This window comes from Methanolobus sp. ZRKC5, assembly GCF_038446525.1.
Classification (GTDB): domain Archaea; phylum Halobacteriota; class Methanosarcinia; order Methanosarcinales; family Methanosarcinaceae; genus Methanolobus.
On the sequence record NZ_CP151792.1, the window covers coordinates 462,278 to 477,339 of the forward strand.

Here is a 15,062-nt window from a genome sequence, read left to right on the forward strand (position 1 = left end):
AGAAAAAATGGCAGATAATATTGATAATGAAAATGTTCAGGATAACGATTCATCAAATACATCCGAAGATGAGATTCCTTTTGACATCCAGCTTACGGATACAGGTGAAAAGATAGTCCCTATTCTCATTGAAGATGAAATGAAAAAGTCATTCATGGACTATGCGATGAGTGTAATCGTGAGTCGTGCATTACCTGATGCAAGGGACGGCCTGAAGCCTGTTCACCGCAGGATACTCTATGCAATGAAAGAGGCAGGCATCACTTATGACAAAGCCTACAAGAAGTCAGCCCGTGTAGTGGGAGACGTTCTTGGTAAGTACCACCCACATGGTGATACTGCGGTTTATGACTCTCTTGTCAGAATGGTTCAGGAATTCTCTTTGAGATATCCATTCATAGACGGACAGGGTAACTTCGGTTCAATTGATGGTGACTCCGCTGCAGCCATGCGTTACACTGAAGTTCGCATGGACAAGATATGCGATGAGATGCTTTTGGATATCGATAAAGAGACAATTTCCACACGCCCCAACTATGATGGTTCCCTTCAGGAACCCGTCGTACTTCCGGCAAAACTTCCAAATCTCCTCATCAATGGTTCCACAGGTATTGCTGTGGGTATGGCCACCAATATGGCACCTCACAATCTTACTGAGGTTATCAATGCAACTTTAATGCTTATTGATGATTCCGAAGTGACAATTCCTCAATTGATGACAGCGGTCAAAGGACCTGATTTCCCTACCGCCGGTATCATACTTGGCACTCAGGGAATAAAGTCAGCCTATGAAACTGGTCGTGGAAAAGTAAGGATCAGAGCTGTTGCTGAAATAGATGAGATGAAAAAGGACAAGTACCGTATAATTGTCACAGAACTCCCTTACCAGGTTAACAAGGCAAAACTCATTGAGGATATAGCGTCCCTCGTCAGGGAAAAGAGAGTCATTGGTGTAACAGACCTGCGTGATGAATCTGATCGTGAGGGAATACGTGTTGTTGTGGAACTGAGCCGTGGTACCAATGCAAACATAGTACTGAACCAGCTCTACAAGCACACCCAGATGCAGACAACCTTTGGTATAATCAATCTTGCACTTGTGGATAATGTGCCTCGGGAGCTTAACTTAAAAGAAATACTGAAAATATATCTGGAACACCGCATTGATGTTATCCAGAGGCGCACGCAGTTCCTACTGAAAAAAGCAGAAGACAGGGCCCATATACTGAAAGGCTTGAAGATTGCTCTGGACCACCTGGATGAGGTCATATCACTCATACGCTCTTCCAAAGCGGTGGAAGATGCAAGGGCAGGACTCATTTCCAGGTTTGGGCTTGATGAACTACAGGCAAAGGCTATTCTGGATATGCGCCTGCAGAAGCTCACTGGTCTTGAAAGGCAAAAGATTGATGATGAGTATAATGAACTTATCAAGCGCATTGCTGAATTGAAAAATATCATTGAAAGCGATGAAAAGAAATATGGTATGATCAGGGAAGAACTGGAAGATCTGAAGGAACGCTTTGGGGATGAACGCAGAACCGCTATCATAGCCTCTGAAGAGGAACTGGAAAATGAAGATCTGATTCCTGTAGAGGATATGGTAGTGACCATTACTAATAGCGGTTACATCAAGAGACTTCCTGTGGATACATATTCCCAACAGCACAGAGGCGGAAAAGGCGTGATCGGCATGGACACCAAAGATGAAGATTTCGTGGTTGACATCTTCGTTGCCTCAACGCATGATTATATCATGTTCTTCACAAATCGAGGACGTGTACACTGGCGTAAGGTGTATGAAATACCAGAGGGCAGCAGACAGGCTCGTGGTAAGGCCATTGTTAACCTGCTCGAACTTGGCGACGGTGAACTGGTAACAGCCATGATACCTGTAAGCGAGTTCAAAGAGGATGAATACCTCTTTATGGCTACGCGCATGGGTACGGTCAAGAAGAGCCAGTTATCCGATTTCAGCAATCCACGCAAAAAGGGTATAATTGCCATAAGCCTTCTTGATGATGATGAACTTGTAAATGTGGCCCTCACTGACGGTTTCAGAGATATGGTCATGGTTTCAAGACACGGAAAAGCAATACGATTCGCCGAGGATGAAGTACGTGTAATGGGTCGCAGTGCCAGAGGTGTCCGGGGAATGAACCTGGAAGCCGGTGATATGGTAGTTAGCCTTGATATTGTGGATGAAAGCGCTTCGCTTCTCACAGTAACCGAGAATGGTTTTGGTAAGAGAACGGAATTCGGAGAATACAGATCAATGCACAGGGGCGGCCGTGGTGTTATAACCATTGTTACAAGTCTGCGCAACGGACCGGTCATCAATGTCAAAGCAGTCCACGAAGATGACGACATAATTCTGACGAGTTCCGAAGGCATCATCATTCGCATTCCGGTGAAGGATGTTCGTGTCCAGGGAAGGAACACACAAGGAGTTAAGATAATGAATGTTCGAGCCAGCGACACAGTCGTTGGTGTAGCGAGATTAAAAGCTGAAGAAGACTAGATGTAAATGCTTTTAAGCATTAACTTTATCTAGTAATCTGAGTAGCTAGGCATAAAAATTCGTAAACTTAATCAGGATGATATTATGGAACTTGAAAAATTAAGACACGGTACAGAGCTTATTAAACGCGGCTTTGCAAAGATGCAGAAAGGCGGTGTGATAATGGATGTCACAAACCCTGAGCAGGCAAAGATAGCAGAAGAGGCTGGAGCTGTTGCTGTTATGGCACTTCAGACTGTGCCTGCAGATATCAGAAAGGAAGGCGGAGTTGCCAGAATGGCAGATCCTCAGATAGTTGCAGACATAATTTCTACTGTAACTATTCCTGTTATGGGAAAGGCACGTATCGGTCACTTTGTAGAAGCTGAAATATTAGAGGCTCTTGGTGTCGACATGGTTGATGAGTCCGAAGTACTCACACCTGCTGACAATAGCTATCACATTGACAAGACCCAGTTCACTGTGCCATTTGTTTGTGGTGCAAGAAACCTTGGTGAGGCACTTCGCAGAATTAACGAAGGCGCTGCAATGATACGCACAAAGGGCGAAGCTGGAACTGGTGATGTTAGTGAAGCCGTAAAGCACATGAAGCAGATACTTGGTGAGATTCGCATGTTAAAAGGCATGAGCAAGGAAGAACTCATTGCTGTTGCTCGCGATATTGAAGCTCCAATAGAACTTGTGATAGAAACAGCAGAAATGCAGCGTATTCCTGTTGTCAACTTTGCAGCAGGCGGTGTTGCAACACCAGCAGATGCAGCCCTTATGATGCGCATGGGTGCAGATGGTGTGTTTGTAGGCTCTGGAATCTTCAAGTCAGAGAGTCCTGAACTCATGGCAAAGGCTATTGTTGAGGCTGTTAACAACTACGACAATCCTGAAGTGCTTGCAAAGGTATCAAAGGGTATCGGAACCGGCATGAAAGGTATCAGTGTTGATTCCATTCCTGATGAAGATATTTTACAGAACCGTGGATGGTAATCCCATCCAACTTTTTTAATACGGGATTTTTATGTTAATTGGTGTTATTGCTATTCAGGGAGATGTTTCTGAACACGTCGAGGCTCTTGAAAGAGCACTCATGCAGCGTGGTAAAGAAGCTGAAATCGTTAGCATTAAACACATGGGCACTGTTCCTGAATGTGATGCACTCATACTTCCAGGTGGAGAAAGCACGACCCTTGGAAAACTGCTGATACGAGAAGGTATCGCAGATGAGATACGAGATATGAAAGATGCCGGTAAACCCATAATGGGCACATGTGCAGGTCTCATCTTGCTTGCAACAGCAGGCGATGAACAAGTTGCAAAAACACATCAACATCTTCTTGGCCTCATGGATACAAAGGTCAACAGGAATGCTTTTGGAAGACAGCGCGATTCTTTTGAGATTGAGCTTGAACTTCCATTTCTGAGTTCACCTTATAATGCCGTTTTTATTAGAGCACCTGGAATTGTAAAATCAGGAAATGATGTTAAAGTCCTGGCAAAGATCGATGATATGATCGTTGCTGCCGAACAAGGAAACGTTCTGGCATTGGCATTCCATCCTGAACTTACACTTGATACGAGAGTTCACCAGTATTTCTTGGATAAACTATTCTAATCCTTTTTTTTATTTCACATTTTTATTTTTTCTTTGACATATAGTCTTTTTATCATTCAGGAATATCACTGATGAAAAAGTTTAAGCTGCATCAGCGTGTACACTAACTGTAATGTTAATTTTGATATGCAGAGGTGACATCAATGGTAAAACTAACTGACGAGATGAAAGAAGAATTCGCAAAGATGAAGATATTCCCATTCGCAACAGCTTCAAAGGACGGCGTACCAAACGTTATTCCTATTGGCATGTGCATGCTCCAGGAAGATTCAGAGACTGTCTGGATTGTGGACAACTATTTCCTCAAGACAAAAGAGAACATCATGGCAAATCCAAAAGGTGCTATCTATGTGTGGGGACCGGAGATCAAAGGATGTTTCCAGATAAAAGGTGATATCGGAGTCATCGATAGCGGAGAGGAATATGAGGCAATGCGCAAGATCGTAAAAGGAATAGGTGAGCGTTTTCCTGCAAAGTTGCTCATGAAAATGACAATTACTGAAGTCTTTGAGTGTAAAAGCGGAGATGATGCCGGAAAGAAGTTAATTTAATCGTATCTTCAAACTTCTTTTTTTCTTTTTTGACATCGTTTTAGATAATATGTGTAGCAAATGCTTTGAGTAAAAGCAGAATGTATGTTATGCCCTTTCGAGCATAGCATCATCCGAAGTAGCAATGTTTGGACCGTTATGTCCGACAAAACATAACGACACTTCCTTGGTATGTCTTATATAATAAAGTATCCATCAGAAGATTCTATTAAGTTAAAAAACAGTCAAAAAGATAGGTTTCTAAATAAGTACTATTCAAAAAAGATAACGAGTCTTAAAAAAGAGATATCAGGAAATGTTCATTCACATTCCTCTAAAGAATCTCTAATTGAGGGTATCTTTTCCTGATCGAACAATCCCTCAACTGAATCGCACATTGACAGAATCCTATCAGCATCGGATAGCTCAGGTTCACCATGATAATAATCGTCAATAGAACAAATACCGAATATCTTATCCATAGACCTAATCTCTTTGTTCAATTCTTCCGGTACATCGATAATCATTTCCACAGTATCCATCAAGCAGGTGTAATTGTGATTAAATGGTTCCACGTCATACAAATAACACAAAGCAACAAGATAACGTTCAAGTGCGAGTGAGGATACGTTGAATACAACACTATGATCCTGTCCTTCTGTCTGGAACTGTCTTGCTCTACGAAGGTATGCCTTTGAGTCACGGTATTCCTGTTCAAATTCGTCAAATCTCGACTTTTTTCCATAAATTCCAGCCTCATCTGATAACCTCCTATTGTGATTAAAAAACATACACGTTTTGTAGTATATGCGGAATGTTATTTCCGTATCATATTATTTAAATTTTGTGTTTATGTAGTTCAACAAAAGAAAATCAAATAAGACAAAAATCCAGTCCTAATCTAGGAAGAATAACTCTTTAAAACAATTATTAATCAAGTTTCTGCCCACAATTAATACAGAACTTTTCACTGCCAGCAACTTCCCGTCCACACTGAGGACACGTTCTTTTACCGTTACCAATATTCGAGCGCTGAATAACACTGTCCTGTATTGTGGTGTTGCTTATATTATACTGGGTTACAGAATCATCAACAAAAAGTTTGATATCAGTTCTTTTTTCAATCTCTTCAAGTATCTTATGATAGAAACCTGTAAGCGCTTCTTCTTTTTCAGCCCATGCTTTTACTATTAGCCTTGATTTACGTTTACCCACCACTTCAACATATGCAGCATACTTCAAACCAGCCACACCTTCGCCGTAAAACCTTGCCACACCGGTGAACAGTTGTTGTGTGGACGTTACCTCAGGTACTATCATAAACATGTTCATATCTTTCAGGATGCGTGTGGCCATATCAAAAAGGTTCTCAGCCGGAATTACAAGATCCTTGGTATCTTCTTCTGCAATCATCATAGAACTGATATTTAGTCTCCATTCAGCCTCATCGACCTCTTTAACCTTGAGCACCGGGCAGACTATATCCACCATTTTGTTACTAAGATCGAACTGAACATGCTTTTTCTGTATGTAATCATAATAACGAATATTTCCTGCCAATATACAATTCCCGCACTCACCAGTTGGCCTGATCAAAAAAGTTGCAGTTTTTCCCTCCCTTGGCTGAAGCATAGGTATTGTCTTCTGATTATCCTTGATGCAGAAGACCTCGGGAACAAAGAGACTTATGGTTATATCACCCATCGGCTCTTCTGAAGTGTTTTCAACCTTGATCTTGTAAAGAATATTTGCGCCTTTGTACTGGAGAGCTGATTTGATTACCACAGGGTCACGTTTTGAAGTTGCTGTCGTCACAATTCCAGCTTCAGTATTTACAGCTGTTTTTGAACTCTTCTCTTTCCCATATGAAGAGGAAAACGCAGCTTTCTTTTTTTCCTTTTTGAGAGCTTTTTTATCTTTGCCTTTCTTTGATACTTTACGCATCAGTAAAACTGCCACAATAACTACGGCAAGAATTGCAAATATTTCATATAATTTATCTTCTGCAGAAGTATCGGAGTAATAGGAAGAATCCGCATAGTCAGTTGAGTAATCAAGCTGCTGGTCATCTGCATTTTCATCGTAAGTAACGGTATAATCAGGATAGATGTAGGTATCTGAAAGAACTACGTAATCATAACCATAGAATGAATCATAATATACATCATCAATTTTGAATTGAAGGGTCAAATGGTCATCCTGGTAAGAAAAGTACCCCCCTCGCGAGTAATACTGGTCCCAGACCATAGTGTCATAATATGACACCACAAATCTTACAGTTTCATCGTAGGTATCAATATCCATTACAGTCAGGTAGTAACCATCCTGAATCTCTGCTATCTCACCTTCAGAAAGTGTAATTTCATAGTCGTCTGCAAATGCAGAACCAGCATTCAGGCAAAAGATGCTGCATGCAAGAAGCAGTATAATCAGAGCTTTGGAAGATTTTTGTACCAACATTTCACCTTTATCTTTCCATATTACTGTTTTACTGTTTTTAGCCTTAGTGATATTTAACCTTCGCTTAAAAAAAGTAAGTATGAACTAAGTTCATACAATCAGTATCAAATATCAGTAAGTTTTTTACCACACTGGCTACAAAAGCTCGATTCGGAAGGAAGTGTTGAACCACAACCTGGACATTTTCTCACGGTTGATGATATCTTGCCCTGCGCTGCCCCCATCAGAGAAGCATCAAGCTCCTTTCTTCGATATGAATCAGCGCGTTCCCTGTCCTCAACTTCCATCATAAAACTAACCTTGTCCTCCTTTGCAACAGCCTCACTCTGTTTGACCTTTGCAAGTGCTTCCAGTTGCTCTGGCGACATACGTCCGTATTCACGACCCTCACTCACAGTCTTGGCGACATCGACTCCACCAGCTTCTGTAATATGTTTGAGGTATTCCATATCACGACCATGATCACGGTCTTTCATGTCCTGTTCGACTTCAAGCTCCGCCCGCATTCCTCGAGCCTTTGCAAGTTTTAATTCTTCCTTAAGGCCAATGGCTTCCCTGGCTTCCCGCATGTCTGCTTCATGTTGCAACCTTTCGATATCAATATCAGACTTGGCATCCCCCAACTTTTGATTGCGTTGAAAATCCCTTTCTGTTGAAATTGTTGCATGACCTGCACGTATTTCTGCTACTTCTTCTCTTCCCCTGCGCTCAGAATACCCCTCTGTTGTAAGAGTATCAAGCTCAGCAAGTTCTTCCTTTGTCTGAAAATCATTGGTCGCCTGCATAACCTTTCCATAAGAACCAAGGTCCCACTGGACTGTATATTTCAGCATTTCCAGCCCCCACATAGACAATGTGGACCGAACCCTCATTTCAAGCTCGTTCTCTATATTAAGGCAAAGGTTCCTGTTCCCATACAGTTTTTCTATGTCTTCCTGCCTGACCTCAGGTTCAAGGACAAGGGTAAGCACTTCATCCTCAAGGCGAGAATATATATCCTGTACGGAAAGTACTCGGGTTCCCTTTTTATCAGGTGTTGTATAAGCATAGAGCATCTGGAAGAAACGTTTTGGATCCTGTACCCTGAACCTGAGTAGTCCACTGCAAGCTACCTTCTGATTATCCCTGGTCCATAGTTCGGATTGCGTCCATTGCAAATCCTTTGAAGAGGTGTCCATCAGGACAACATCCACATCTTTCCCAATATTGCCCGGTTTTAAAAGGCCACCAACCTTCAATTTACCGCTGTCTACAATCTCATCAACAACTCCATTCTTTACCATGGCTGCCTTTTCATTCGGAGAGAGGATTACTGCTTTACTGAAAAAACCTCCAACTTCCTTTTTAGGAACCACCCTGGCAACATCATCTGCTTCTCTTTTCCATTTGAACGCCATGATATTTACACCTTTTTTGTTAATGTTTAATTTTTACTTCTATTTAGGTATTGAGGAAGTATTATATATATTGTTTTCCATTGTATACATAAGCATACAAAGCGACGCAAAGTTGGAATAACAATGGCTAATTCGTACCCGGTGAGTGCAAGAATCTCAGAAGACAGTAAACTATATCTGGATACATTAGTAGAAATGGGAATAGCTATCAATAAATCTGAAGCTATGAAACTGTGTATACGATATGCAAAACAGAAAAGAATGGAAGAGGAATTGTAATGGCATTAAAGAATCCATTTAAGAAGGTATCACCCGAAGAGCTGAAAACAAAACTTAGCATTTCCGAGCAAAGACTAACAAGCCGTGAAAAGGAACTGATGAAAAAACAACAGAAATCCAGGGAACAGGCTAAAGAAGCTCTTGCAAATGGAAACGACAGAGAATTCAGAGTTGCATCACGAAGACATTCCCTTGTTGAGGGTCAGGTCAACACCATTAGCAGCATGGTAGAGATGGCACAATCCATGACCGATGTAATTGAGATGCAAACCGGCCTAAAGGAAGTTGTTGAAATTGGCGAGGACCTGGGAAAATGGCAAAAACAACTTGGCTTTGATACCAATAAACTCGAAGGTGCTGTAACAAACATAAGAACCTCCATGGAAAAAGTAAATACAGCAACAAGTATGATGACATCCTCCATGGATGCAGCAATGAGTGGTGGGAATGAACTCTCTGATATGCAGGATTCATTAAGATCAGAACTCCTTGCAGAGCTATCAAGCGAGACACCAGAAAAAGATGAGCTTTCAAAGAAGATCGAATCCGAAATGGCAGATACCGAATAATCTGGAATTTTGTTTTCTGAAATCAGCCAGATTCGTAATTTTGAGGTGCTTATTTGAACTCAGCCATCACATTTGCTGCACAAGCGCGCGGTTATGCAAAAGCTGCAAAGGACCTGGAAGACAGAGGTCAATCTGAAAGAGCGCGTGAATTATACCTGAAAGCTGCCAAGCTCTACAACGATGCTTCCAATATGCTTGGTGATGGTATTGACCGCAACACACAGCGCGACCTTGCAGAACATCTTTTTGCCAGAGCCCAAGCGCTTAAAAGAGGTTCTGCTGTTTTGTCTTCTGACGGAAATAACCAGAGCAGAAAGGATTCCGGAAGCAACGATGAATCTTCTCTTTCAAAAGATGATGTTTTTCTCAAAGAAATGCCTGACATTGGATTTTCAGACATCGGTGGCCTTGAACAGGTGAAAGAGGAAATACGAAAAGCTATAATTTACCCGTTCACACATAAAGAACTCTACAATATGTACGGCCAAAAAGCCGGCGAAGGGATTTTACTATATGGTCCCCCTGGTTGTGGTAAAACCATGATGGCAAAAGCAGCTGCAAAAGAATGCGGAGCTGAGTTCATCAGTGTCAAGACCAGCAGTATTGTAAGTAAATGGGTGGGTGCTTCGGAAAAGAATGTAAAGCAGGTTTTTGACATTGCCCGCAAGGGAAAGAGATCCATTATCTTTTTTGACGAGATTGATTCTATTGCCGGAAGACGCAGTGAAAGTGAAGACTATGCAAAGAGAGTTGTAAACGAACTTTTAGCGCAAATGGATGGTGTGGATACTGATTCTGATAATCTTCTGGTGCTTGCAGCTACAAATGAACCATGGGCAATCGACCCTGCCCTGAGACGCCCGGGGCGTTTCAGCAAACTTGTCTTTGTTCCTGAGCCAGACACTGATGCTAGGATAGCGATTCTAAATATACATTTGAAAAAGCGACCCGTTGATAATGATGTCGATATAAATCGTCTGGCTACAATTACAAATTCCTACTCCGGTGCAGATCTGGCGGCTATATGCAAGGAAGCTGCAGACATTCCACTTGGAGAAGCTTTGAGAGGTAGCGAACCAAGAAAAATAAGACTTCAGGACTTCGAAGCCGTATTACAAAAGAGAAAACCATCCATCGTTAGCTGGTATATAGAAGCCAGATCCTCTATCCAGAAGACTGGTGAAGAAGATGTCTTTTCTGAACTACTAAAAAAGTGATTCTAATGCCGCTGAAATGGTCATATTTCGACCCCCGTGATAACCTGCGTATAGGTATTTACATAGGCCTCTTCTTTGGTCTAGGAGGAGGATTTCCCCGTATAATAGCAAGTGGAATGATAGGGTTTATACTTGCAGCTATCACTGCATATATTGTTCCAAAAGTGATTAGCGGAAATGCTAAAAATGAACAAACTGAAGATAGCATTCTTCCCCATGCAATTTTTACAGGAGTTATAATAGCAATATTCGGTGCTTTGGTCTTCTCTTCATTTGAACCAGTTCCTTTAATCGCAATTTTTGTCTGCCCTCTGGTTTCACTTCGATCGGGTTCCAGAGTCAGAACAGCTATAAAAGAAATGAATGCGGAAAAAGAAATCAAAAGAATAAAAAAACTCGAGCACGAAAAACAGATTAATGAAGCACTTAATATTGCCATAGACATACAACAACCTTTGAAAGCAGAAACGGAAAATCCAGTAAAGGTAACCATCATAAATCCTTCTGACATACCAATAACGAACGTCTCAATACGAGCGGAGTGTTCCCGTCTCGTTCGATGTGAAGAAAACGTGGTAAGTATTGACGTTATAAATGCAGAATCATCCGGCTATACTGCTATTTTTCTGTACCCCAGACTTCCAGATAATATCGATCTTGGTAAAATATATGTTTCCTACCTAGTCAATGGAAATTATTATAAAAAGGAGCCTATTGACATAGGAATTTATGAAGTATCAAAAGGCAGCCCAGTAATGGATAGCAATAATCCTGAATTAAGAACTCAGATACAGGTATTCAGGGAAACTGAATTCTACCAGGGTTTTGTCCGTTTGAAAATGTCTGTTAACAATGTATCCGCTCTTGTGGTTAATGATGTAGCATTGGATTTTGATTTTGATGAACACCTTTTCAGGATAGACAGATTTGAACCGATGTATTCCGCAAAGAATGACAAATTGCTACTCGGAAACATAGAAGGTAACAATTCAAAGTCGGTTATGATTTATTTCGATCCCCTCATCTGTTCGAAGTCCTCTGAGATAAAATGCAGAATATTCTACAAGGATGCAAAAGGGAAACTGCAGAACACAGAGATGGAAACAAAAAGAATTGCAGTGACATGTCCTATTATGAAAACAAATTCTAACATAAATATCGGAATGCTTCGGGAACTTTTGGCTGCGCTTCCTTTCAGGGATAGTAAAGTATATCATATCAAATCAGACTTTGATATTGTAACACTTATGAACATGTGTCGCGAGATGGTGCAGCATCATGATATAAGACATGTTCGGACCTTGAGAAACAAAGATGGAAATCATTATGAAACCTGGTACTATGGCAACACAAAGGTGAATGACCATGACATCATCCTGAAGATCACAATCTCTGGAGATACAGGTAGTATCGAACTTTTTGGTGCAACGCAGACAGCCGAGTCACTTGTAGGTATGCTTGCAGAATTCGGTCGTGAACTTTGCAGGGAGATGAAATCGAGTTTGAATGGAAAAAACGATGTTAAGCAGATAGTAAATGTAACCATAAAAGATTCCATAATCCAACGCAGCAACTTGCTGAACTCATGTGATCTTAATGGCAATTGTGAAGACAATGTTATTGTAGAGGATAGCGTGATACAAAAATCAGAGTTTATGGTTAATTATTGTCCTTCATGCGGTTCTAAAATTTCCCAAGGTGCAAACTTTTGCAGTGAATGCGGAATGAAGATTACATAAGACAATTGATTCAATAATATATTTATAATCAAACTTCCATAAACTAATTATTCACTTATGGCTAGGCGATTTAGATGAAATTCGGACCTCTAGAGGATGTAGCTAAATCACTTGCTCATGCGCTTCAGAACAAAGCAGGTGGTCGGAGTGGACTTTTCTTCCAGATATATTCATTTTTATGGATTGTACTTTCCACATACTTGATAGCAAGTCTCATACTATCCATTAATAGTAAACTTGATCTAATATATGCTGCCAGTGCACCGATATACATTTTTCTTCTTTATATCATAATCTACATTTTCTGGACATATGAAAAGAGAGTCGGTATTGAAAGCAGAAGAGTAAAAGAGTTACAAATTGTTGATTCCGTAAATCTAGAATATAAATTTACAGAACCTGCGGAACTCGGATTTAGCAATATGCTTTTCTTCAGGGTAAATAATCCCACTGAAAAAATGATAGAGAACATCTGGATAAGGGCAGCATTTCCCGGAACCATTCGATGCGATAAACCTGTTTTGAATCTTGGAGATATTGAGCCAATCTCTTCGGTGTCGTCTTCTTTCTCTTTTATACCCCTGGTAGCAGGAACTATGTCCATGGGCTATTGTGACCTTTACCTTGAGGTTAACAATAACAAACACCAAAAACATCCAATCTTTTTTGGGAATATTGACATTGTCCATTCATTCTTTGAATTAAAATTTGAGCAACTTGAAACACTTCGACTTGGGCAAAGTTCTACAATATCCATTAAAATGAAAAACACCTTAAATGTTGATCTGATTAATCTGCATGTGAAATCTTCTTTCCCAAAAGGACTGAAATATGATACAGCGTTTTCAGATACAAAGAATATGGCACCTGATTCATCTTATGGCGTCACATATCAGATCATGCCAACAATTGCAGGCATATTGGATATTGGATATTTTGAAATTATATTTACCCTGGGTAACAACAATTGCAAGATAGGCCCCGTGGCTTTTGGAGAGCAACACATACAGATCCCTGATGTGAATGTTAAGATCAATGTTCCTGAAACACTATATAGTGAGGTTGGGAACACACTGAATATTTATGTAGAGAACAGATCGGATGAAACTGTCAGCAATGTTTGCTTTAATAGCTGCTTCTCTTCTTTTGTAGAATGTCAGAATACTGATGCTTGCATACCTGAAATACAGCCACATTCCTCAGCATATACGTCCCTTGCAATAAAACCGATCAACGCTGGAAAAATCGATCTTGGAAACCTCAATTTTTCCTTTGAGGTGAATGAAGTTCTTTGCCAGCAAGAACCCATTGATCTTGGAACACATGAAATAGCATGAATATGCAAAATTAGTCTCCTAATTATTAAATCATAAAACATCTAATTGATAGTTATAAAAATTTGTATTTTAGATGAAGTTGACTATGCTCTAAAATAATCAGGAAACGATAAAGATGGAAGTACTAAAAGACCCCGAAGCTCTGGAAAAGAATAATCGGCAAATTGTGGTCAGGAACCTGAACGATGTTTATAGCTCTATTGAAAAACTTATCCAGCGAACGTATGCACAAAAAGAGACAGACATCAATTTCCAGCTTCGCAATATCAGGACAAATGTATCCCAACTTCTTTCAGATATAAAAAATAAAGAACTTGTTGGATTTTCTGATAGAAAAGGTACATTAGAGGATTTTTACAGGACAGAAAACAACTTGTTGGAAGAATCTGCCACAGTGAAAGACGTTTTCTCCTCACTTGTCAGTCCAACAAAGTCTATTGATATTTTTCTGTTGGAAGATCTTCTTGAGAACTTAAAAAAAGACATTGATCAGCGCATTATTGTAGACAAGAATATGCTCAAAGAGTTCAAACTAAAACAAATGGAAGCAAAGAGTGCAGAACATGTAATCTCCGGTGAGAAACAGATTTCAATTGAAACTGATGATGATGCTTCAATTCCCTCCCAAGTAAAGAATATAGGAAGGTCATCTGGATCTTCAAGCTCCTCCAAAAATATATTAGCGCCTTCAATGAATTCTGGTAGAATAGTTTCAGGTGAAATTAAGAAAAATGTAGAGGAAAGTATCAATACTGAAATGCTTTCAAAACTCTATAATTACATGAACGCACAGGAACACAAATATTCTATACACCAGGCTGAAATATCATTCAATGGAGAATATATCGGAGATAAAAAATGGAAAGTTAACAAATCGGACAAATTCATTTCCGGAAGCATAATGAATACTGTTTTAAAGCCTCTTCTCACATTTGAGACATACTGGCATCCATTTGATGACCTCAGAACTATTATGCAGTTTGTACAGAGAGAAGCAAACGCCGTTCCAAAAGGCCAATATAAAAGTATTTGTATTTTGAATTCAGAGTGGAAAAGTGATATTAAAATCTGGTCACAAAATTATGTACATCCACGCATGATTCTCTATCTTTATAATCTTGAGAATGATGAGTTACTATTTGATAAGAACGTGGAACGTGCAGACCAACTTAAAGTATGGCATAATTTAGATACCTACATAACTCTTGAGAATGAAATTTTATCCCTGATAGAACAAACTGAATCATTTGATGCTGAAGATGTAGCTGAAAACACAGGATTAAGTATCAACGGAGCTAAAAAATTAATTTCAATAATGCTTTCCAGAAACAAAATAATTGATCTGGGATTTGGAACATCCAGCTATACTGGAATTAAAAATAAATAAAAATGCATCAGAGAGTGAGA

At 40.0% G+C, this 15,062-nt stretch carries 13 protein-coding genes; 10 read left to right on the plus strand and 3 right to left on the minus strand.

The features are described from left to right. Positions 1-7: 7 nt before the first annotated feature. The 4 genes from gyrA (at position 8) to WN948_RS02035 (ending at position 4,678) form a co-directional block, all read left to right on the plus strand. On the plus strand, positions 8-2,521 hold the full coding sequence (gene gyrA, locus WN948_RS02020) for a DNA gyrase subunit A (protein ID WP_342305332.1): 2,514 nt from the start codon (positions 8-10) through the stop codon (positions 2,519-2,521). 84 nt (positions 2,522-2,605) lie between these two features. Then, positions 2,606-3,502 carry a pyridoxal 5'-phosphate synthase lyase subunit PdxS gene (pdxS, locus tag WN948_RS02025; protein ID WP_342305333.1) on the plus strand — a complete coding sequence of 299 codons (897 nt, stop codon included), beginning with the start codon at positions 2,606-2,608 and terminating at the stop codon, positions 3,500-3,502. 31 nt (positions 3,503-3,533) lie between these two features. Beyond that, a complete protein-coding gene (gene pdxT / locus WN948_RS02030; RefSeq protein ID WP_342305334.1) occupies positions 3,534-4,127 on the plus strand; it encodes a pyridoxal 5'-phosphate synthase glutaminase subunit PdxT in 594 nt (197 codons plus the stop codon). 143 nt (positions 4,128-4,270) lie between these two features. Next, complete coding sequence (locus WN948_RS02035) at positions 4,271-4,678, plus strand: pyridoxamine 5'-phosphate oxidase family protein (RefSeq protein ID WP_342305335.1); 408 nt, start codon at positions 4,271-4,273, stop codon at positions 4,676-4,678. 299 nt (positions 4,679-4,977) lie between these two features. Here WN948_RS02035 and WN948_RS02040 read toward each other — a convergent pair whose 3' ends face one another. The 3 genes from WN948_RS02040 to WN948_RS02050 all read right to left on the minus strand — a co-directional run bounded on the left by WN948_RS02040 (position 4,978) and on the right by WN948_RS02050 (position 8,514). Next, on the minus strand, positions 4,978-5,448 hold the full coding sequence (locus tag WN948_RS02040; protein WP_342305336.1) for a hypothetical protein: 471 nt from the start codon (positions 5,446-5,448) through the stop codon (positions 4,978-4,980). A gap of 139 nt (positions 5,449-5,587) precedes the next feature. Continuing rightward, a complete protein-coding gene (locus tag WN948_RS02045; protein ID WP_342305337.1) occupies positions 5,588-7,117 on the minus strand; it encodes a zinc ribbon domain-containing protein in 1,530 nt (509 codons plus the stop codon). A 104-nt stretch (positions 7,118-7,221) separates the two neighbouring features. Next, positions 7,222-8,514, minus strand: coding sequence for an SPFH domain-containing protein (locus WN948_RS02050; protein WP_342305338.1), 1,293 nt, complete (start codon positions 8,512-8,514; stop codon positions 7,222-7,224). 123 nt (positions 8,515-8,637) lie between these two features. Here WN948_RS02050 and WN948_RS02055 point away from each other — a divergent pair, with 123 nt between their 5' ends. The 6 genes from WN948_RS02055 to WN948_RS02080 all read left to right on the plus strand — a co-directional run bounded on the left by WN948_RS02055 (position 8,638) and on the right by WN948_RS02080 (position 15,042). Next, positions 8,638-8,793 (plus strand): hypothetical protein, encoded by a 156-nt coding sequence (locus WN948_RS02055; protein WP_342305339.1) that lies wholly within the window; start codon positions 8,638-8,640, stop codon positions 8,791-8,793. Beyond that, positions 8,793-9,362, plus strand: a complete 570-nt coding sequence (locus WN948_RS02060; protein WP_342305340.1) for a hypothetical protein — start codon at positions 8,793-8,795, stop codon at positions 9,360-9,362. The genes WN948_RS02055 and WN948_RS02060 overlap by 1 nt, the downstream gene beginning before the upstream one ends. A gap of 53 nt (positions 9,363-9,415) precedes the next feature. Then, positions 9,416-10,579, plus strand: coding sequence for an ATP-binding protein (locus WN948_RS02065; protein WP_342305341.1), 1,164 nt, complete (start codon positions 9,416-9,418; stop codon positions 10,577-10,579). Positions 10,580-10,584: 5 nt separating this feature from the next. Continuing rightward, positions 10,585-12,318, plus strand: coding sequence for a zinc ribbon domain-containing protein (locus WN948_RS02070; protein ID WP_342305342.1), 1,734 nt, complete (start codon positions 10,585-10,587; stop codon positions 12,316-12,318). A gap of 74 nt (positions 12,319-12,392) precedes the next feature. After that, positions 12,393-13,655, plus strand: coding sequence for a hypothetical protein (locus tag WN948_RS02075; protein WP_342305343.1), 1,263 nt, complete (start codon positions 12,393-12,395; stop codon positions 13,653-13,655). 115 nt (positions 13,656-13,770) lie between these two features. Further along, the gene (locus WN948_RS02080) at positions 13,771-15,042 is read left to right on the plus strand and encodes a hypothetical protein (protein WP_342305344.1); all 1,272 of its coding nucleotides are present in this window, start codon (positions 13,771-13,773) and stop codon (positions 15,040-15,042) included. Positions 15,043-15,062: the final 20 nt, after the last annotated feature.